Raw genomic sequence first — 21,973 nt, forward strand, 5'->3', positions numbered from 1 at the left:
GCACCAAGACAATTCGCGGCAGTCTTGGCATTTCCCGCCTGCATGACCGTCCCGACGACGGATTGGCGCGATTTTCCCCCCAGTAGCCAATAAGCGGAATGGCAGCGTTTCATGGGGTTCGCGCGCAAATTTCAAGCAACCATTCCAAGCCGCAGATCGAGAACCAGCCAGCCGGCGGATCACTCGGGTGTAGGGCACTCGGATTAAACCCTCTCAAGAACCCAACCTCTAATCTTTTCCGTAAGGTGGAATAGCCAGTTTACAAGGCGATCTGGCCATTGCTATATACTAATAAATATAGTTCATCGCCCCATTCGGCCCGCGCCGATGGCCAACGATGCCGATGCTCCACCCCTTGGTTTTCCCTCAACCAGAACTGGACTGTCCTTCATGCCGCAGAACGCTCAATCGGTGCTTGATCATTTCGATTTGTTCAAACAGCCCGAATATCGGGAAATGTTCGCCAATAAGAAAAAATATTTCGAAAACGCGGTGGCAGAGGTCGAGGTCGACAGAATCCGTGAATGGATGAAGACGCCGGAATACCAGGAAAAGAATTTCGCGCGTGAGGCGCTGACCGTGAACCCGGCGAAAGCCTGCCAGCCTTTGGGCGCTGTCTTTTGTTCCAGCGGCTTTTCCGGGTGTCTTTCTTTCGTTCATGGCTCGCAGGGCTGTGTGGCCTATTACCGCAGCCACCTTTCTCGGCATTTCAAGGAGCCCTGCTCCTGTGTGTCATCATCGATGACTGAAGACGCCGCCGTTTTCGGCGGCCTGACCAATATGATCGATGGGCTTGCCAATACTTACAATCTTTATCGCCCGGCCATGATCTCCGTATCAACCACCTGCATGGCGGAGGTCATCGGTGACGATCTCAATGCCTTCATCAAGACGGCGCGCGAGAAGGGGTCGATCCCGATGGATTTCGACGTCCCCTTCGCACATACACCCGCCTTTGTCGGTAGCCATGTCACTGGTTATGACAATATGCTGAAGGGAATTCTCGATTATTTCTGGGAAGGCAAGGCCGGCATGGCCGAAAAGCCGGTGCGCGAACCCAATGAAAGGATCAATTTCATCGGTGGCTTTGACCCTTACACGGTCGGCAATCTTCGCGAATTAAAGCGTATTCTCGACCTTTGGGACCTCGATTACACGATCCTTTCCGACAATAGCGAGGTCTGGGATACGCCGACCGATGGCACGTTCCGTATGTTCGATGGCGGGACCAGCGCCGACGAGACGGTGGCCGCGCTCAATTCAAAGGCGACAATTTCCCTGCAGGAATATTCGACACAAAAAACGCTTCCTTTCATTGCCGCGCATGGTCAGGAAACGGTTGCGCTGAACTGCCCGCTTGGTGTTCAGGCAACCGATCGCCTCGTGATGGAAATCGCACGGATCAGCGGCAAGCCGGTTCCCAATGAATTGCGCAAGGAACGCGGCCGCCTCGTCGATGCGATCGCCGATTCCTTTGCGCATATCCACGGCAAAAGATTTGCCATTTACGGTGATCCAGACCTGTGTCTCGGCATGACAGCGTTTCTGCTGGAGCTCGGCGCGGAGCCTGCCCATGTCCTCTCGACCAATGGCGGGCAGGAATGGGCGGAAAAAGTGAAGGCTCTCTTCGCCTCCTCACCCTATGGCGCGAATTGCCAAGTCTATCCCAATCGGGATCTCTGGCACATGCGCTCCCTGTTGTTTACAGCGCCCGTCGATTTCCTGATCGGCAATACCTATGGCAAATATCTGGAGCGGGACACCGGAACGCCTTTGATTCGCATCGGTTTCCCGATTTTCGACCGGCATCACCACCATCGTTTCCCGATTTACGGATATCAGGGTGGATTGCATCTCCTGCGCACATTGCTCGATTCGATCTTCAATGTGATCGATCAGACCACCAATATCCCGGCCCATAGCGATTATAGTTTCGATATCATTCGCTAGGATTGCTGCGGCGCCTCTAGGCTCTTCCCCGTAACCCCGTAGAGGGCTATGCGACATTTTGCGCGCGCTCTCTCAGCAAGCGCTCAGCCGATGACCCCGGACCAAAATGCTTTGGTCTGGTCTTCATTTTCGAACGCTCGCCTTAGCATTTTTAGGCCTCAAGCCTCGCGCTCCCTAGCGCGGGGCTTTTTTCATGGCTGGCCCGCTGAAAATTATTTCTCCCTATGTTAGGAAAATTTGAAATCGAAAACATTACATTCTATATAAGTGTTAATTGAGATCATCTCTACAGATTGATCACGAGATCGATCTTCCTTTCGGCAGCCCATGGCAGAACCGAATCGAAGAATTTTGATTCATGAAATAAACCTGCGGAACCATTCTGCTTGGCGCTTCGAGGAACCAAAATGTCTAAGGATCATGATTGGCCGCCCCTTTCTCCAATTTCCACCGGTATCCGCGGCCGTTGCCCAAGGTGCGGCAAGGGGCATCTCTTCAATGGATTTTTGACATTGCGCAAGCAATGCGAGGTTTGCGGTCTGGATTATTCATTCGCCGATCCAGCGGATGGACCAGCCTTCTTCGTGATCTGCTTCGCTTGTGTCCCCAGCGTCATTCTTGCCGTCTGGATCGAGGTGCAGTTCGAAGCCCCCTATTGGATCCATCTTTTCACGACCATTCCCTTTTTGCTCCTCACCTGTATCCCACCGCTAAGGCCCCTAAAGGGATGGCTCGTCGCAAGCCAATATTATTACAAAGCCGAAGAAGGACATCTCGCGCGGCCGGATGAATAATAACACCCAAGGGCTTGGATGGCGGTACGGATTGCCGGTTTTCATGATCCATACCGTTTTGCCTTGAGGGATGCTGCCTTGCGTTTGTGGAAGCACGAAGCCGAGAGCGCTATTCATCCGGTCAGGTAAACGGCGAAGAAAAGGCGCGTCTCCAGCATGAGACGCGCCTTTCATTTTTCAGAAGAGCCTCGAGTTCAAATTGCGAGATCGATCTTAGAATTCGAGCGCGTTCGTCAAGTCGCCGATTCTCACATGGCTCGCACGCAGCATTTCGCGATCACGCTGCTTGAGACCTTCGAGAACCGGAAGATTGAAACGCTTCGTGAGGAAACGGATGACCGATGTCGTGTCATACAATGTATGATCGACGAAATGCTTCTTCACGAAAGGCGAAACGATCAAGGCCGGGATACGCGAACCAGGGCCAAGGCGGTCGCCCTTCGGCGGAGCGATATGATCCCACCAGCCGCCGTTCTCGTCATAGGTGATGACAACAAGCATGTGCTTCCATTGCGGTGATTTCTCAAGATGCGCGATGACATCCGCAATATGCTGGTCGCCCGAGGTAACGTCGGTATAGCCGGCATGCTCGTTCAGATTGCCCTGGGGCTTATAGAAGGCAACTTGCGGCAGCTTGCCGGAGTCGATTGCCTTGATAAATTCCACGCCCGCGAGACCGCCATCAAGAAGATGGGCAGCGCGTTCGTTGGTGCCCGGCGCGTAATTGGAGAAATAGTTGAAGGGCTGATGGTGCGTCTGGAAGTTCGGAACCGGCGTCGAGCTGCCGGCGCCGTCGAGAGCCGCCTGCCAGGCGCCGCTATACCAGGCCCAGCTGATGCTGCGCTCGCTGAGAAGATCGCCGATCGTCTTTTGCGTCTGAGGCGGCAAGGTCGATCCGTTGCTCGGATTGGCGTAACGCGAGTCGCCACCTGAAGCCGGAGCAACACCGCTCGGCTGGTAAGGCGGCTGCATCGTATTCACCGCGTAGAAGTCAGGCGTGATCGCGCCGTCATTCACGAATTTCGGAACGCCATCGAGAGCGGAGGCGGGAGAATTGGCGGCGAGCGTCAGCGAGACACCATCAGCGTCGACGACAGCGATTTTGCTCGCGGCCGGGCTCTTGTCGGCATTCGGATAATAGGGAAAGCAGGAGCAGATCAGCGCGAAATGGTTAAGGAAGGAACCGCCGAAAGCACCCATGAAGAAATGGTCAGCGAGCGTATAACGCTGTGCGACCGACCACAAAGGCAGTTTCGACGTATCATAATAGCCCATCACGAGCCCGCCGGCATCGGCGTAAGCGACAAAACGGTCATTCTTGCCGCCGTTGATCTGCATCTGGTTCTGATAGAAGCGATGCCACAGGTCGCGCGTGACGACAGACATCGGCGTGTTGAAGCTGCTTGCCGAATCGATGCTGAAGATCGAATTGGGCAGATGCGCCGTCTGCGCTTCAGTCACTGCGGGAGTGACACCCGATGCGGTGAGGCCACCCCAAACGACCGGCAATTCCGACAGGACGGAACCATCACGATCGCGCTGAATGATATCTTCGCGCTTGACGTTCTGCAGGCCGTGGGCGCCGGGGAAGCTACCGTAAATGTTATCGAAGCTACGGTTTTCGGCGTAGATCACGACGACGTTCTGGATCTCCTTGAGCTTGGGAGAAGCAGGAAAATGGAAAGCGAGATCTTCCGCCGCATTTTCCACAATGTCAGCGGCTTTCTCACCAATCGCTGACAGTGCCTGGGCCGGCCCTTGCTCGAAGGCATGGACGGCGGATGCCTGAACCAGCATCGTCGTCGCCAAAAGATAGGCGGGAATACGAATCTTCATGCGCTATTGTCTTTCCTGCAAAGAAAAGTCACCGGCATATTGGAAGAACAAAGAATTAGATTTCTTCTCGATATGCTTGAACTTGCGCATCTCATAGAAGAGAAGCTTTGCAGTTTCTTGACAATCTGGCTCATCCAGTCGCAACAATTTGGTGGCTAGTAGTGTTTTTGCTGGATTTTTGCCGCTTGGTGGAGGTGCCTTGAATGCCGCGTTGAACGTTGGAAGGGCAAGTACCGTATACGATAGTTTATAATAAATAACGCTGTGTTTTTCATAAGTTGCGTGCGATAGAGACCTCAAGGCATGGATAAACAAAACAAAAATTACAGTTAATTGTCAAAGATTCAAGCTCGCCACCACGCTTCGGGACCCTGATGAAGGAATAGGCTCTCTGTCATAAAAATGTGACGCCAACTGCACATTAGTCTTTTCAATTCATCTGGTTTCTGGATCCATGCGCTCTTTCACAAGTCTTTCCACATTCTTCATCTCTATTCTCTGCCTTCAGCCCTGTGGTGCGGAAGAACCAAGAGAGACAGGATTAAGCCGCGCGATTGTCTTCGAACAGGCAAAGCAACTCTCGGAGATCGGGAGAAAGATGTTCTCCGACCCGAGACTTTCGGGGTCTGGAAAACTCTCATGTGCTTCTTGCCACGATCCCCAGAACGCTTTTTCACCAGCCAATGATCTCGCCGTCCAAATGGGGGGCGTTAATCTGGATGTATCCGCCTTTCGGGCTGCACCGACACTCACCTACAAGCAGGCGACGCCACAATTCACCGAGCATTACTATGAATCCGACGATGAAGGCGACGAAAGCGTCGATAATGGCCCAAGCGGCGGATTGACCTGGGACGGACGTGAGGATCGCCGATCCGGACAAGCGCTCATTCCGCTTCTTTCTCCTCTTGAAATGGCCAACAAGGATCACGCAACGCTTTCCGCCACCATCGAACAATTTTATGGACCGGAACTGCGTTCCGTCGCGGGAAACCCGCTTGCACAGGCAAAGAATGATTATCTCGCGGTGGCGACGCAAGCACTCGACGCATATCAGCAGGAAAGCACATTATTTTATCCGTTTTCCAGCAAATATGACACATTTCTCCAGGGTAAAGTCGAACTGAACGCGATCGAAAAACGCGGCCTCGAATTATTCGAGGCCGCGGACAAGGGGAATTGTGCGAGCTGCCATGTCAGCCGGCCCAGCAAGACCAACACGCCGCCTTTCTTCACTGATTATGGCATGATCGGGATCGGTCTTCCGCGCAATCGCGCGCTTACTCAAAACGCCGATCCAACCTTTTACGATCTCGGCCTCTGCGGTCCGTTACGCAAGGATTTCATGGATCATCCGGCCTATTGCGGTCTCTTCAAGACACCAACCTTGCGCAATGTCGCACGTCGCAAAAGTTTCTTCCACAATGGTTCCGTAAAGGATCTTCGCCAAGCCGTCGCATTCTATTTCGAACGGGATACGAAACCGGAAAAATGGTATCCGCAAGATCCGAATGGAATGGTGCAAAAATATGATGATCTGCCGCCCGCATACCGGGAAAATATGAATAATGAGCCACCATTCGGCAAGCAGCCGGGGGACCAGCCTCAGGTGAGCGACGATGATATTGATGCAATCGTCACTTTTCTCAAGACACTCAATGATGGTTATGACATCTCCCAGCAACCTGCATCAATGACCAGATAGATCTGAGTTCGGGCCGCTCACAATTCTACGCCGCCGAAAAGTCGATAATGGCGGACGATGGCTTTCTCCGCTTCGAGAATGATCACCAGCAAGAGACCTGTTCCGATGATGAGGAGCCCATCACTAATGCCGATGGATGTCGTCGCAAATAGTGCATGCATGAACGGCGCATAAGTAAAAGCCAATTGCGCCGCGATGACCACCATCAGCGCAATGGTTATGCTCCTGGTTCCAAACAATCCCTGCAGAGTTATCGAGCTCCTGCGCAGATAACGGATATTGAACAGATAGAAAATCTCGAAGACGACAATGGCATTGACGACCATGGTCCGAGCCAATTCCAGACTCTGGCCACGATCAAGCGCATGGAAAAAAATCCCGAGCGTGCCCACGGCAAACAGTAAGGAAACGAAACAGATTCGCCACACGAGAAATCGGGAAAGCAGCGGAGCATTCCGGCGCTTTGGTTGACGCTTCATGACATCCGGTTCGGAAGGTTCGAAGGCGAGGACAAGACCGAGCGTGACCGTCGTGATCAGATTGATCCAAAGAATCTGGGCCGGCGTCATTGGCATAACGAAACCGAAGAGAATGGCGGCGATGACCGCCAACGATTCCCCGGCATTGGTCGGTAATGTCCAGGCAATCACTTTTCGGATGTTGTCATAGACAGTCCGGCCTTCATGCACCGCTGCGACGATCGAGACGAAATTTTCATCCATCAACACCATTTCGGCGGCTTGTTTCGCGGCTTCTGTTCCCTTCTGCCCCATGGCTATACCAACATCCGCCTGTTTCAAGGCGGGAGCATCGTTCACACCGTCACCCGTCATTGCGATCACCGCGCCGGACGATTGAAGCGCGCGGACAATTCGCAATTTATGTCCCGGGCTGGTGCGCGCAAACACATTGACCCGTTCGACCAAATCAACAAGCTGGTCATCCGGAACATTATCCAATTCGGCGCCTGTAACTACTTCCGGTCCATCGTCCAGACCCAGCTGGCGCGCAATCGCACTGGCCGTTGCGGGGAGATCGCCGGTAATCATCTTCACTTTGATACCGGCCGAGCGGCACTCGGAGATCGCGTTTACGACCTCATCGCGGGGAGGATCGATAAAGCTGACGAGACCGAGAAAAGCGAGACCAGCATCGAGATCCGCAAAGGACAGGCGAGCCTCCGATAAGGGACAGGATTTTACCGCAAAAGCAAGGACACGCTCACCTTCGGAAGCCGCACGCGCGATGTGTTCGTTCCAATAGGCATGATCCAAAGGCCGTTCTATATTGTCTGCCACTTGTATCGCGCACATCGAGAGAAGGCGCTCCGGCGCCCCCTTCACGAAAATCGAACATTTCCCTCCGTGGATTTTGTTGCGTGTCGCCATGAAGCGATGCTGCGCATCGAAGGGAATTTCGTCCGAACGCAGATATTCGGCCCGCTCATGGTCAGCATCGATCCCCAATTTCATGGCGAGTGCGACGAGCGCGCCCTCCATCGGATCGCCATCGACAATCCAATGTCCATCATCGGCCCGGCGTAAATGGGCATCATTGCAAAGTACGGCAGCACGGACCAGCGGAGCTACGGCTTCTTGCGCCGCAATATCATCCTCCCCCCTGTCCACGCTTATTCGCCCTTCCGGAACATAGCCGGATCCACTGACGAAAACAGTTCGTCCTGGGACGATCATACGCCGCACCGTCATTTCATTGCGTGTCAGCGTTCCTGTCTTGTCTGAGCAGATGACCGACGTTGCACCGAGCGTTTCCACTGCCGGTAGGCGTCGAATGACCGCCTTGCGAGCCGCCATGCGCTGAACGCCAATCGCGAGGGTGATGGTAATAACTGCTGGCAGCCCTTCCGGGATTACGCCTACGGCAAGCGCGACGACAGCGATCAGCGCGTCTGGCCATGCATAACCACGAAAAAGCGTTGCAAAGGCAAAAATAGCAACCGATGCGGCGATCGAGATCCAGGTGAAAATACGGGCAAATTGGTTAATCTGTTGCAAAAGTGGTGTCGTAATCGGTTCGACACTCTCCATCATGCCACTGATACGGCCAAGTTCAGTGCGGGTTCCGGTTTCGACAACGACACCAATCCCCTGCCCCGCAGCCACGAGTGTTCCAGAGTACGCCATGCAGCTCCGGTCACCAAGCGGTGCGTCACGTTTCACCGCGCTTTCCTGTTTTTCCGCCGCAACGGACTCGCCCGTGAGCATGGCCTCGTCAATCAGTAAACCACGTGCATGTATCAACCGCAGATCAGCGGGGACACGATCTCCCGCCTCGATAAAAACGATATCCCCGCGAACGAGGTCCTCCACAGGAATGTTTACGTGACGATCATCCCGCAATGCGTGGGCATGCGGAGCAATCATCTCGCGGATAGCATTCAGTGCCTTCTCCGCTTTGTCTTCCTCGATATAGCCGATGATAGCGTTGATCGTGACGACAAATAAAATGACCGAAGCATCAATGACATGGTCGAGGCTCCACGCTGCGACCGCCGCGATCAGAAGAAAATAGATTAGAACATTGTTGAATTGCGCCAGAAACCGCAAAATAGGATGTGTGCGTGGCGCAGAGGGGATTGAATTCGCGCCATATTTTGCCCACCTTGCCGCGGCTTCATTGCCGTCAAGGCCCGTCTTTGTCGTTTCAAGGGCACGGAGAATCCTTTCGACCGATTCTGCATGCCATGCCGGATCCTGCCCCTCGCCCGCAATGGTCATCGCCTCCAAGGCTTTCACCTCGTCACCCATGCGCCGCTCCCCTCCCGCACCGCAAAGCCGTTGGCTCTCCGTCATAGGTTCCGTCAATGCTTAACGATCGAAGCGCCGGAAAGATACTGCCAGCAAAAGATACGCAATGGCAGCCTTCGTCGGGTCACATCGATAATGACCACGCGTCATCAATGAGGATTTGGCTGATAGTTTCGCGTATTTAGCCCACCAAATGAGGCCCAAATTCCGAGAGAAACTCTTCCCGAGAGAATCACTGCCAATATGTCACGAATAACGAGATTTTGTCATAAACCCCCTGAATATGCTGACCAAAGCACTATTCACTGTTTCGTGGACACATGCTTGGAAACTGGAGCGAATTGTTTTAACCGCAAGAGGTTCTGATGTTGTCTCCATCAGCAATGCGGCACCGAAAGGATAAGCAGTTCCGAGCGGCAATGCATTTCCTGCCTGAGACTGAGGAAAATGGTTTTAAGATTATTTCCAATATAACGGAAAATTAATCATATGGCGTTTGGGAATATGTATTTCCGCTTGAAGAATTGGGTCGTTGCCATGGTATCGTGAAATCTTCCGGCCTTTCAAACCATGCGGACAGCCGAATCTGGAGAATGAAATTATGTCAGCGGAGATTGCAAAGGATGCACCAGTCGTAAAGCGCGCGGTGGCTCTCGCCCTGCAAGGTGGGGGTTCCCATGGCGCTTTCACCTGGGGTGTCCTTGACCGATTGCTCGAAGAGCCATGGTTTGACATTGAGGGTATTTCCGGCACGTCCGCAGGGGCGATGAATGCGGCCGTGGTTACCGACGGCTGGACGGATGGTGGTCATGCGGGAGCGCGCAAAGCGCTCGACAATTATTGGGGACGCGTTGCCGATGTGGCGCGATTCAGCCCGATCCAGAGAACGCCATTCGACAAACTAACCGGGAACTGGTCTCTCGACACCTCCCCAACATTTCTCTTTTTCGATTTCATGACGCGCGTCGTCTCTCCTTATGACATCAATCCAGGCGGATACAATCCGCTGAGTTCAATCCTCGCCGAATGCATCAATTTTGAAAGACTTTGTCAGTCCCCGGTCAAATTGTTCATCACCGCGACCAATGTGTGGACGGGGAGAGGGCGTGTATTTCGCAACGCTGAACTCACACCGGATGTGCTCCTGGCCTCTGCCTGTCTACCGACTATGTTCCAGGCCGTGGAGATCGACGGCATCCCTTATTGGGACGGAGGTTTTGCCGGTAATCCGACACTCACGCCCCTTGTGCGCGATCTTCAGACCGATGACATCATTCTGGTGCAGATCAATCCACGCGAACGCAATGAAACACCTCGCACTCCGGCGGAGATCCTCAATCGTCTGAATGAAATTTCCTTCAACTCGCCCTTGATGAAGGAATTACGCATGATAGCGCTGCTGCGAAACGCGAGCTCGAAAGATTCCAAGGAAACCGCTCATTGGGCCGCTTTGCGGCCTCACATCATCTGGACCGAGATGATGACAGAACTCAGCTATTCGTCAAAGCTGAATGCGGAAAGGGCCTTCGTCGAAATGCTGCGGGATGAAGGACGCAGAGCCGCGGATGGATTCCTGAGGATCCATAAAGACGATATCGGCGTGCGAGGAACAGTAGACTTGGACGTCCTGGCAAAGGAAGTCTGAGTCATCTAAGCGGAAGCGTGGCATCGTTTTTCACTTCATCGACGACGACCGCCGCGGGACGACACGGGGATGTGCTGACGAAATCAATTTGCAAAACTCGATTAACCTGTTAGCATTCTTGAAGCGTCAACAATCGAAAGGAGGTGATCAAGTGTCTCATTGTCTGAAATCGCGGACCCGGACCTTGGATCATGCCTTCTTGGAAGCTTTCAGCTTCTAAGCCGTCATTCCGGGATCGCTGACCGCGATCCGACAATGGAAAGACCGCTTCCCGCCTAAACAGGCAGGAGCGGTCTTTCTTTTTCTAACGGCTTATCTTGCTGCGACCGAACGTGACGTCTCTAAAGGCGGAAGTGGCGTGGGCGACGGGATCAAGCCAGCGGGTATAGGCGCAGCGACCGCGCCGGTCAGCGGTATTTTGGAACTGCTCGCGACCTTATTACCACTCACACTATTCCCTTGCGCATGGACCGGCTGAAACGCACCTGCCGGGCTGACACTGGCAGCTATAGGGGCCACCGGTGCTTGCACTTTCACGCCCGCAACAACGGCAGATTGTGGCGCACCATTCGGTAACGACGGATTGACCGGCGCTGGTAATTGCTCGGCTACAGGTTGAGCGGACGGCTTGTGGATCGAAGCGGTTGTCGTCACAGGCTGGGGTTGATGCATGTCGGAAGGTCTGAGCCAGGCCAGCCAATCACGCGCGGAACCATTAAAAGTATTGCGATCGACGAATCCATGGATTCCCGGCACTCGGGCTTCCGCCGTATGCTGCCAGAAATGCCAACGCCGGTTGCCGTATTTGACCGAAGGATGATATTTGACGCTGCGGACCCAGATCGGATAATCGGTGAACTCATTCACCATGACGTCGCGGTGGAAATCGACCGAAGTATAAATTACCGGCCGTTTGCCATAGGCGCGCTCCATGGCCGCGAGGATCGTGCGCATCTGCGCCTGAGCCAACTCGCGCGGGATCTTCTTCGGACAAGTCTTCGAAGTGCCGTTCCATTCGACATCAAGAACAGGTGGCAGCGCATCCGGATCATGCGGCACATTGGCTAGGAACCACGACGCCTGCTCATGGCCCGGTCGGCACCAGTAAGCGAAATGATAGGCTCCGCGCTTGATGCCCGCCGCCTTGGCCTCCTGCCAATTTTGATGGAATTTGCTGTCGAGATGGTCCCCGCCTTCGGTCGCCTTGATCCAGGCGAATTTCACGCCGCTCGCGCGCACCGCATTCCAGTCGATATCACCTTGATATTTCGAGACATCGATGCCGAAAATCTCGTAATCGGTGGCGCGGGGATAGGGATCGACACCAGTGACACGCCCGCCGCACCCGGAGAGACCGAGTGCAAACATGAAAGCGACCACGGCGAGAAGGGGCGAGGGGCGCAAGGTGATCATGGGCACACGAAAGCCTGAGAGAGACGCTGACAGACCTTTGGATGAAAGCGTCGAATTCCTTCTTTTGTGTTAAGGATGCCGAAAGACACATGAGGCCAAATGCACCCTTTTGGGGCAGCCGATGCGAAACGATCCCCGATTGTTACGGCGTGACGTGCCAGGCGCATCAGCATGGTCCCATGATCAGGTGGTTCTTGTTCCGATTATCGTCATGCCGATCCACTCAACACGGCAACGAATTTCCACAGCTATCGTCGCCTGATCCTTTGCAGAAGAAAAGGGCAAAAATTTTTCAGAACGCATGGATCGTTTCAACTATCCATAGACATCGCGGATGCATTATGGCGGCGTCATATACCCGATGGCGAAACAGGTTATGATTTTTTCTGATTCGCATGGATCACGCCAAGGCAGGAGATGAAAGTCGATGTTCTCCCGATTTGTGTCTTTTGCCTATCTTGATCGGGGTGTTCGCCCCAATCCTTATGATTTCGCGGCTTTCATCCTTCTTCTATCGGCTTTTGTCGCATTGGCCTATGGCTCGCGCGGATTGACGCTTCCACTCAGCGCGCCAGAAGCGACCGCCATTACACTGGATTACGCCGCCCTACCCTATTATGCTTTGCGTACCACATTGCGCATGTTTGCGGCGATGGGCGCTTCCCTGGTTTTTACTTTTATCTACGCGACGCTGGCGGCAAAAAGCCGGCGCGCGGAGCTGGTTTTGATCCCTTTGCTCGACATCCTGCAATCGGTGCCGATCCTCGGGTTTCTATCCTTCACGGTCACCTTTTTCCTGCAGCTTTTTCCAGGTTCGATGCTTGGCGCGGAATGCGCCGCAGTTTTCGCTATTTTTACCTCTCAGGCCTGGAATATGGCCTTCTCCTTCTATCAATCCCTGCGCAACCTGCCGCGCGATCTCGTCGAAGTCTCGAATGGCTTTCACCTCTCGCCCTGGCAGAAGTTCTGGCAGCTCGAGACGCCCTTCGCCATGCCGTCGCTGATCTGGAACATGATGATGTCCATGTCGGGTGGCTGGTTCTTCGTCGTCGCCTCAGAGGCGATTTCAGTCGGCAACACGACCATCAAACTCCCCGGTATCGGGTCCTATCTCGCGCAAGCCATCGAAATGCGCCGCATTGACGCGGTCGTTGCAGCCGTCGCGACGATGGCGATCGTCATCCTTCTTTACGATCAATTCCTGTTTCGCCCGCTGGTCGTCTTCGGCGGCAAGTTCCGGGTCGAGCTTTCCGCCAGCCAGACCAAGGAACATTCCTGGGTTGCCGATCTTTTCAGCCGCACCCGCTGGCTCAGTGCGATCATGACCGTTCCAGTCGAATTTTTATCGAGTCTCGCTCTGTTACGTCTCGAACCGGGATTCCTCCGGCCCAAGGCCACAGACAAGCACGAACATCCCAGCCGCGTCCTTGATTTATTGTGGATATCGGTCCTGGCGCTAGGCTCCCTGCTGGCGCTGCGCTATGTCATCGCCTTCATCGGCAATAATCTGACATTCGACGACATTCGCGAGAGCGTCATCCTTACCAGTTTCACGATGATCCGTGTCATCGTGCTGATGGTGCTTGCGACAATCGTCTGGGTGCCTGTCGGTGTCTATATAGGATTGCGGCCGACCCTCGCGGAAAAAGTTCAGCCGCTGACACAATTCCTGGCGGCCTTTCCGGCCAATGTCGTCTTCCCCATCGCCGTCGTGCTGATTGTCCGTTATCAGCTTAATCCAGATATATGGTTGAGTTTTCTTATTATTTTCGGCACGCAATGGTATATTCTGTTCAATGTGATTGCTGGCACGACAGCCTTTCCCAACGATCTCAAGGAGGCTGCCAGGGCTTTCGGCATCAAGGGATGGCATTGGTGGATTTCGGTGATCCTGCCAGGCATTTTCCCTTATTACGTCACTGGCGCGTTGACGGCTTCCGGAGGTTCGTGGAACGCGGCAATCGTGGCGGAATATGTCAAATGGGGTGATGTCACCATCGCCGCGCATGGAATTGGCGCTTACATTTCCGAGGCAACTGTTGCTGGAGACTATCCGCGGATTGTGCTCGGTGTCGGCGTCATGGCGATTTTCGTAATTTTGTTCAACCGGCTCCTGTGGAGGCCATTGTTCGGCCTTGCCGAGCGTCGGCTCAGACTGGATTGAGAGGCATATCATGGTGGAAACGCGCGCGAATGCATTTCAATCGTCCAATCAATCCTCCCAGGCGCCGGTACAGACCAGGCCGGAAACGCCAAAAATTCTCGTCGAGGCCAAGAACATCTGCCAGTCCTACCGGACCGGCTCCGGCGAAACCGGGCCAATGGTGCTCGACCACGTTTCCCTCACCCTTCATGAAGGGGAAATCATTGGGCTTCTCGGACGGTCCGGCTCCGGCAAATCGTCCTTGCTGCGCATCATCTCCGGTCTTGTGCAGCCGGCGGCTGGTTCCCTCACCTATCTTGGCGAGCCGGTCACCGGGCCTGTCGATGGTGTTGCCATCGTTTTTCAGAGTTTTGCGCTTTTTCCCTGGCTATCTGTCCTTGCCAATGTCGAACTTGGGCTGCGCGCGCGCAAGGTGGGGCGTGAGGAAGCCCGTGCGCGCGCTTTGAAAGCCATTGACCTGATCGGCCTCGATGGTTTCGAATCCGCCTATCCCAAGGAATTGTCCGGCGGCATGCGCCAGCGCGTCGGCTTTGCGCGTGCGCTGGTCGTCGATCCGAACATTCTGTTGATGGACGAGCCATTTTCCGCGCTCGACGTTCTCACCGCAGAAACCTTGCGCACGGATCTGCTCGATCTTTGGGTGGAGAGCCGTCTACCCATCAAATCGATCCTGATGGTCACACATAATATCGAGGAGGCGGTGTTGATGTGTAACCGCATCGTCGTGCTCTCCTCCAATCCCGGCCGCATCAGTGCCGAAATCCCGGTGACCCTGCCGCATCCCCGCAACAGGCTTGATCCGGAATTCCGGCAGCTCGTCGATAAGATTTACGCCTTGATGACGAAACGGCCAGAGCCCGCGCCGCCAGGCCGTGAGCCCGTCCAGCCAACGCATACGCTCGCGATGTCCTTGCCTATCATCTCCACCAATACGCTTGCCGGTATGATCGAGGAGATCGCCGCCGACCCTTACAATGGCTCAGCCCCGCTGCCGGAACTTGCCGACAGTCTGCAAATGGAAATCGACGATCTCTTTCCCGTGGGCGAGACCTTACAGCTCCTGCATTTCGCTGAACTGGGCGATGGCGCTATCAGATTGACACCACAGGGTTTGCGCTTCGCCGATGAGGAAGTCGACGTTCGTAAACAATTGTTTGGCGCTCATCTTCTCGCCCATGTCCCGCTCGCGGCCCATATCAAGGCAGTTCTCGATGAACGTCAGAACCATCGCGCAAGAGCGAGCCGCTTCCTTGAGGAACTCGAGGATTACATGTCGGACGATTATGCGGAACAGACTCTGAAGAGCGTCATCAACTGGGGACGCTACGGTGAATTGTTTGCCTATGACGAGAATTCAGCGACATTCAGCCTTGAAGATCCACATTGATCGCGGAGAGACTGGAAACTTGATGATCTTTTGGATTCGATTGGCACGTTTTTGGGGAAGAATCAGCGCCATGAGAGCTCGGTTTCGTCTTTCCAATCTGATCCTAGCCGAGTGAAACGTCAAAGCCGTGCATCCGGATATCGACACGATCGTCATCGCCGCACATGGCCAGTCGCCAGATTGCGCTTGTCCCCAATGCGGTACGGCCTCCCGTCGTGTTCATAGCCGCTCGGATTGGTGGTGCTAGTTGCCGCGGCCCTTTATCGCAGAGAAAGCATGTTGCTCTGGCTTACCAGGATCGTGTTTGTCATATGGGCGGCTAATGGTATGTGAGGCTTGTTCTGACATTCTCTTTTCCAAGGGGACGGCTTAAAGTCAGACGCGTCGTCAAATCTTCGTATGAATTGACGCGGCTTTTGCCTGATGTGTACCACAAGCTCACGGCAGATCACGGAAGAGTAGACACAAAGCAGAGGATACGGGTGGCCACGATGCCCAACATGAGTGAAACCATCGAAACGGTCTCTATTCCACCCCGACCGAAGTTTTGGGCTCGGGAACTCCCTTTTCTCGTTATTCCGTTCCTTACCGTGAGCGGTGTTGGTTATATGAGCATGACGCATAAGCCCATTGTGGGCTATTGGGAGCTCGTGGCGCTTTTCATCTGTGGGACGTGTATCTTCGCCGGCTGGCATAATGGGTCAGAGAACAAGGCGCGCTGGCGACTGGTGTGGACTCAGCTCCTGCACTGGGGTGCTTTCCTTGCTGCTATGAACCTGGTGTTTCTGCCGAGTGTGCAAGCGGTCGCCGATGCTGATTCTACGAGTCTGATCGTCCTTCTGCTGCTTGCACTGGGTACCTTCATCGCCGGAGTCCATACGGCATCCTGGCGTATAGGTCTCAACGGCGTAGTCATGGGCGCGTGTGTGCCGGCAGCAGCTTGGCTGGATCAATCGGCGCTGTTTCTGTCACTGGGTATCATCCTTGTACTGCTGGTCGGAGCCGCCGCCTTATGGGCCTATTGGAGATCGCGTGGACATTCATAGAGCGTTTGGAAAGGGTCCGTCGTCTTTCGGCATTTTACGGAGAAAGCGCTTGGCTCTTCTAGATAGCGACATCGGATGCGGATTTTGACATAGGTTTCGTCAATGCGGATCGTGCCGCGAGGGGCTTGCAGAAGAAACGCAATCTCCTCTCGATTAGACCTAGTGGGGCGCGCAAGTGAGACGTGAAACGTGATATGAAAACGCAATGTCCCATCCCTAAAGCGATTTTCGGCAGGCTGTGGGGCTGTCATCGATTCAGAGCTGGATGAGGATGCTGAAATGTGTACATCGCTCATTTACAAAGACGCTGCCGAAAAAGTCTATTTCGGGCGGACGCTGGAACTTACGATCGATCTGCCCTATCAGATGGTATATTTTCCACTCGGTTTTACTATCACGTCGGAGATCGAGGGGCACACTCCCTTACGATACACGACACGTCACAGTTTTCTGTCAGTCACCATGCCGTCTCGGGCGCCGGCGTTCGATGCCCCGATCCAGATCTTCGATCTGAAGGTGGTCGAAGGGTTGAACGATCATGGTCTGACGTTCAGCCTGCTTTCCTACCCCGCCGCGACCGGGAAGCAGCAATCGGTCGCGATGACGCGCGCCGTTCTGTCTGCCTCCGATCTCGGAACATGGGTCCTGGGACAGTTTGCCACTGTGGCCGAGGTCAAGGCGGCATTGAGCGAGCAACCGGTGCTGCTGGAGCCGCTTGCAATTTTGGGCGGCGTGGAATCTCCTTTCCACTATGTCGTGCATGACGCGTCCGGTGCCTCTGTGGTCATCGAGTTCAACCGGGGAGCAATGACGGTCTACGACAATCCTGTTGGGGTAATGACCAATGGCCCGGAGTTCAGCTGGCACCTGACCAACCTCAATAACTACACCTTCCTCAGCAACGTAGACAAATCCAGCGCCAGCTTCGGCAGTTACAGGGCCATGCAACCAGATTCCGGCATCGCTACAGCGGGGCTGCCTGCATCGAACACGTCGGTCGGCCGCTTCATTCGCGCCGTTTTCTATGCTCAGTATACGGAGAAAGCCGCATCGCCCGACCGCGCGGTGCAGATGCTGGCCCACATCATGAACAATTTCGACCGTCCGCGCGGTGTGACCATCGATTATCCGCAGGATGGCGGCGTCCAAATGGAAGTGCATGGGTTGGGCGAGGGAAACACGGCGGCCTACGCCACCGAATTTACTTCCTGGACGAGCCTCGCGGATCTTGACCGCAAACTCTTCTTCCTGCGGGACCACAGAGGCATCAACTTCACGGCCTTCGATCTGAAGACACTCGCGGAGTTGAATGAGCCCAAGGTGCTCCCCCTTCAACAATTGAACGCAGCAGTACCCGACGCCTCAGACGCCCTGAAGGGTGCCAAGGCCGCGTGAGGAATAGCTATCTGGACCAACTCACGACAATCGAGCGTCCACCCATGGCATCCATTCCGTTCTCCTCATTGAGGACAAAGATGTTCGATTCGATCTGCTTTGCCCTGTTTGCGCTGCATCGCAAGAGATTGAGGGACTGGAAAAGAGTTGGGGTTAGAAACGGTCTTCTGGTTGACCCCATAGCGCTTCTTTCCACTCGCGCGAAAATAATGTACCATTAAATCAAAGGACTAAACACTTAGCCAAGCCTGAACCATAAAGTGGCGATCCCGAGGAAAGAGAAAAATCCGACGACATCCGTGACTGTGGTGACGAATGCACCGGAAGAGACAGCGGGATCGATCCTGAAATAGGCAAGTGTGCGTGGGATCAGAATGCCACCCAGCGCGCCCGCGGCGAGATTGATCAGCATTGCCAAAGAAATGACGACGCCTATTCCGGGCAGGGAAAACCAATAGCCTGATGCAATCCCCGTAATAAGGCCGAAGGCCAATCCATTCAGTATGCCGACGGACAGCTCGCGCTTGATGACGCGCCATGCGTTGGCATGCGACAATTCCCGAGTGGCGAGCGCGCGGACAACCACCGTCATCGTCTGCGTCGCGGCATTGCCTCCCTGGCTCGCCACGATCGGTGCGAGCACAGCGAGTTCCACCATCTTCTGCATCTGTCCTTCGAAAAGGCCGAGGACGCCGGAAGCGATGAATGCGGTCATCAGATTGACGAAAAGCCAAAGAAACCGGCTTCTGGCTGTCCACCATACCGTATCCGACAATTCCTCGGTTTCGGAAACGCCGCCAAGGGCGCGCAGATCCGCGTCGGTTTCTTCCTGAATGACATCGACGACGTCATCAATGGTGATGACACCGACCAACCGCTCGGCTTCATCGACGACCGGCACGGAAATCAGATTGTAGCGTTGGAAAAGCCTTGCGACTTCCCCGCGATCCTCCGTTACGAGGACACGACGCCGGTCCTTCTCCATAATATCTTCGAGGAGCGATGTATTACGCGCTCGTAACAATGTATCCAGAAAGACATTGCCAAGAAAACGGTGTGCAGGATCGACAATGAAGATCTCGAAGAAGGAATCCGGCAGTTCCTCTTCGTCGGTTTCGCGCACGACATCGATCGCCTGTCCTGCGGTCCAGAATGGAGGCGCGGTGACGAGCGTCGTCTGCATCAGGCGACCCGCCGCATTTTCGGGATATTCGAGGCACCGGCTTAAGGCGACGCGATCGACTGCAGGCAGGGCCTGCAGGATCTCGGCTTGCCCTTTCGCGTCGTAATCTTCGAGAATGGTTAGCGCGTCATCGCTTTCGAGCTCCTTCACCCCCTCAGCGATCGTATGCGGCGAGAGCTGCGCGAGAATTTCCTCGCGAATATTATCGTCCATTTCGGTCAGGGCCGCGAAATCGAATGCCGTCCCCAACAGCCTGATCAATGGCGCCCGAAGATCTGCATCGAGCGCGGCAAGCAGCGTGCCGAGATCGGCTTCATGCAGATTGCCCGCGAGTTCCTGCGCGGTCTCGCTCTCGTTGGCCTCAATGGCCGCCTTGACGGATGCGAGAAAATCCTCTTTGACGCTGCCGTCAGCGTCGTAAATCGAGACCGAACCATCCTGAAAAGGATTTGCTTCCGGAAAAATCTCCGCTTGGTCTTGCAGATCGGTCACGCGTAGAACCTCGGTATGCAGGTAATTGACTCCCCGCGACCGGGGGGGTGGCATTCAAGCCGGCTCTCATTGACCCCGCCTTCGAGGATCAATGAGACTTGCCATGGACATGCGGTTCATAGGCCGCACGTGCCCGAAAGAGCAAGATCAGCGCGGCAATAACCTTCCGAGGATTGCATCGTTTCAACCGGAAAACACGTTTCGATGATAAGATAGCAACCTGCGCGGAGGCGGAGTGCAACCGCCTTCCTGTCGCGCCGTCTCGGTCAAGGCACCGCATTTTCAAAGTAGACCAGGGCCATTGCCCGTGGGATCTGCAATCTCGATAAGCAACCCAAAAGCAGCATCTGCTTTTTTAACCGAAACTCCAGACACGCGAGCTTCACCGCATGAAAGGTCAATTCCGGCTGCTGCTCTGTTTCGCTGCAGCCCTGTCTTTAGTGACGACGCCAGCCTGTTTTTCTGGCCGGGCAATGGCCGCTGAAGACGAGCATTGTACGACCGCACCGGAGAATGGGAAAATCCTCGGCACCTCACGGCGGATCGAGGTCGGCACGCAAGGTGGACCGGCGATCGGCTTCAAATCCTATCCCCAGAGCCTGCCGCTGAATGATCATGAAGTGGTTCTGACTTTCGATGACGGACCTTGGCCCGGAACCACACCGGCCATACTTTCCGCTCTTGCGGCGCAATGCGTCAAAGCCACGTTTTTTCTCATCGGCCGCAACGCAAATGCGGCCCCTGCCCTCGTGCGGCGCGAAATCGAGGAGGGGCATACAATTGCCCACCATTCCTTTTCGCATCCCGGCGTGACAATGCGCGGCCTCGATGAAGCCAAGGCACATAGCGACATAGACAAAGGTTTCGCGGCGGTTGATATGGCGGCCTATGGCAAGGCCGAAAAAGAGCCGCGGGTCAAATTTTTCCGATATCCGGGTTTTGCCGACACACCCAGCCTCAACGCTTGGCTGGGTGAGCGGAATATCGCCATATTCGGCACGGATCTCTGGGCCTCAGACTGGCTGAAAATGACACCGGACGAGGAAGAAAAACTGCTGCTAACCCGTCTCGAGAAGCAAGGACGCGGCATTATTCTCCTGCACGACACCAAACAGGCCACCGCGGCGATGCTACCGAAATTTCTGGAGGATCTGCATGAACGCGGCTACCGGATCGTCCATGTCATCCCGGGTTCCGGCAGTGCGGAAACCGTTCCGGCTCCGCCAGGATGGACCTCGGAGACGGAAGCCATCCTCAAGCAGCGCCAATATTTGCCAAAGCCTCCAACGGAGAAGAAACCGAAAGCCGCGAAGGGAAGCTCCGCCTCTCATCGCCCCGCCCGAAAAGCGGTTCTGCGCCTATCCCTCCGGGATCAGGACATTCTACGCAGATCCGCTCTTTTTTAGAACGATGTCCTTACTGAAAGCCTCGCCTGGCGAACGAAAAGCATCGAGACTGCTCTATCTTTCGCGAAGGAGCGTTTCGGTACGTTTGAATGCCCTAATCGATGACTTCAGCAATAGCCGCGAGGACCCATTCCAGCGACGTATTTTGCCGTGTAATCACCATCAACGCCAACAAGACCGCTACCAAAACGTAATGGAGATTACGTGGGTCGAGCATGTCCTTTGCCTCCTGCGACAGAAAGCTCATGTTAAGGAATTCGAGCTTTGCCGTAAAGTACCAGTGTTCTCTTACGTCAGGCTGAACAAAGGCAAATATAGAATTTCTTTGGCGAAATTCCGCATGCACGTAGAAAATTCATCTTCTTGCGCGATGCGCCACGAGCCCTGAGGAATGAGCCCAGGGCGCAGGATCATCGAACATGTGGAGCGGAACGCACCTAGGTCCTGTTGACGAATGCGCGCATCCAGAGGCGAATAGCGGCGATATGAACGAAGCCAAGGTAGCTTTCGGCGGTTTTATCGTATCGGGTCGCGAGGCGGCGTGAGTTTTTGAGCTTGTTGAAGCACCGCTCGATGCGATTGCGCAGGGCGTAGATGTAATCGTCGACGGGGATTTGCGTTTTCCGGTTTTTCCGGGTCGGGATGATGGTGGCCGCGCCTTTTGTTTCCATTGTCTCGCGAATATGGTCGCTGTCATAGCCGCGATCGGCCAGAAGCACCTTCGGCTCCGGCCCTTCGGCTTCGATCAGCGGATCGAAGCCTGAATAGTCCGAAACCTCGCCGCCGGAG

General features: G+C 54.7%; 15 protein-coding genes. 9 read left to right on the plus strand and 6 right to left on the minus strand.

What is annotated here, in order from left to right; genetic code table 11:
- Positions 1-390 precede the first annotated feature (390 nt).
- On the plus strand, positions 391-1,950 hold the full coding sequence (nifK, locus tag DL88_RS09325) for a nitrogenase molybdenum-iron protein subunit beta (RefSeq protein WP_034995159.1): 1,560 nt from the start codon (positions 391-393) through the stop codon (positions 1,948-1,950).
- Positions 1,951-2,357: 407 nt separating this feature from the next.
- On the plus strand, positions 2,358-2,744 hold the full coding sequence (locus DL88_RS09330) for a DUF983 domain-containing protein (protein ID WP_034995038.1): 387 nt from the start codon (positions 2,358-2,360) through the stop codon (positions 2,742-2,744).
- A 213-nt stretch (positions 2,745-2,957) separates the two neighbouring features.
- Here DL88_RS09330 and DL88_RS09335 read toward each other — a convergent pair whose 3' ends face one another.
- On the minus strand, positions 2,958-4,580 hold the full coding sequence (locus DL88_RS09335; protein WP_034995040.1) for an acid phosphatase: 1,623 nt from the start codon (positions 4,578-4,580) through the stop codon (positions 2,958-2,960).
- 454 nt (positions 4,581-5,034) lie between these two features.
- Here DL88_RS09335 and DL88_RS09340 point away from each other — a divergent pair, with 454 nt between their 5' ends.
- Positions 5,035-6,285 carry a cytochrome-c peroxidase gene (locus tag DL88_RS09340; RefSeq protein WP_051955791.1) on the plus strand — a complete coding sequence of 417 codons (1,251 nt, stop codon included), beginning with the start codon at positions 5,035-5,037 and terminating at the stop codon, positions 6,283-6,285.
- Positions 6,286-6,302: 17 nt separating this feature from the next.
- Here the strand turns inward: DL88_RS09340 and DL88_RS09345 are convergent, their stop codons facing one another.
- Entirely contained in the window at positions 6,303-9,053 is a 2,751-nt protein-coding gene (locus DL88_RS09345; RefSeq protein ID WP_370736389.1) for a cation-transporting P-type ATPase, read from the minus strand.
- A gap of 601 nt (positions 9,054-9,654) precedes the next feature.
- Between DL88_RS09345 and DL88_RS09350 the strand changes: the two genes are divergently transcribed.
- Positions 9,655-10,698: a patatin-like phospholipase family protein gene (locus DL88_RS09350; protein WP_034995042.1), complete on the plus strand. Its 1,044-nt coding sequence runs from the start codon at positions 9,655-9,657 to the stop codon at positions 10,696-10,698.
- A gap of 312 nt (positions 10,699-11,010) precedes the next feature.
- On the opposite strand, the gene DL88_RS09355 is transcribed toward DL88_RS09350, so the two are convergent.
- A complete protein-coding gene (locus DL88_RS09355; RefSeq protein ID WP_084705080.1) occupies positions 11,011-12,111 on the minus strand; it encodes a glycoside hydrolase family 25 protein in 1,101 nt (366 codons plus the stop codon).
- Positions 12,112-12,538: 427 nt separating this feature from the next.
- Here DL88_RS09355 and DL88_RS09360 point away from each other — a divergent pair, with 427 nt between their 5' ends.
- The 4 genes from DL88_RS09360 to DL88_RS09375 all read left to right on the plus strand — a co-directional run bounded on the left by DL88_RS09360 (position 12,539) and on the right by DL88_RS09375 (position 18,103).
- Positions 12,539-14,275 carry an ABC transporter permease gene (locus tag DL88_RS09360; RefSeq protein ID WP_051955792.1) on the plus strand — a complete coding sequence of 579 codons (1,737 nt, stop codon included), beginning with the start codon at positions 12,539-12,541 and terminating at the stop codon, positions 14,273-14,275.
- 10 nt (positions 14,276-14,285) lie between these two features.
- Positions 14,286-15,662, plus strand: a complete 1,377-nt coding sequence (locus tag DL88_RS09365; RefSeq protein WP_034995043.1) for an ABC transporter ATP-binding protein — start codon at positions 14,286-14,288, stop codon at positions 15,660-15,662.
- Positions 15,663-16,162: 500 nt separating this feature from the next.
- Entirely contained in the window at positions 16,163-16,708 is a 546-nt protein-coding gene (locus tag DL88_RS09370) for a hypothetical protein (RefSeq protein WP_034995171.1), read from the plus strand.
- Positions 16,709-16,987: 279 nt separating this feature from the next.
- Positions 16,988-18,103, plus strand: coding sequence for a linear amide C-N hydrolase (locus DL88_RS09375; protein ID WP_034995047.1), 1,116 nt, complete (start codon positions 16,988-16,990; stop codon positions 18,101-18,103).
- Positions 18,104-18,341: 238 nt separating this feature from the next.
- Here DL88_RS09375 and mgtE read toward each other — a convergent pair whose 3' ends face one another.
- Entirely contained in the window at positions 18,342-19,832 is a 1,491-nt protein-coding gene (mgtE, locus tag DL88_RS09380; RefSeq protein ID WP_084705081.1) for a magnesium transporter, read from the minus strand.
- Between the two features lie 335 nt (positions 19,833-20,167).
- Between mgtE and DL88_RS09385 the strand changes: the two genes are divergently transcribed.
- A complete protein-coding gene (locus DL88_RS09385; protein WP_084705082.1) occupies positions 20,168-21,184 on the plus strand; it encodes a polysaccharide deacetylase family protein in 1,017 nt (338 codons plus the stop codon).
- A 94-nt stretch (positions 21,185-21,278) separates the two neighbouring features.
- Here the strand turns inward: DL88_RS09385 and DL88_RS20260 are convergent, their stop codons facing one another.
- Positions 21,279-21,431 (minus strand): hypothetical protein, encoded by a 153-nt coding sequence (locus DL88_RS20260; RefSeq protein WP_156971017.1) that lies wholly within the window; start codon positions 21,429-21,431, stop codon positions 21,279-21,281.
- Positions 21,432-21,621: 190 nt separating this feature from the next.
- Positions 21,622-21,973, minus strand: a 352-nt coding sequence (locus DL88_RS09395; protein ID WP_034995054.1) for an IS5 family transposase, incomplete at its 5' end; no start/stop codon positions are given.

Source organism: Beijerinckia mobilis (genome assembly GCF_000745425.1).
Lineage (GTDB): Bacteria > Pseudomonadota > Alphaproteobacteria > Rhizobiales > Beijerinckiaceae > Beijerinckia > Beijerinckia mobilis.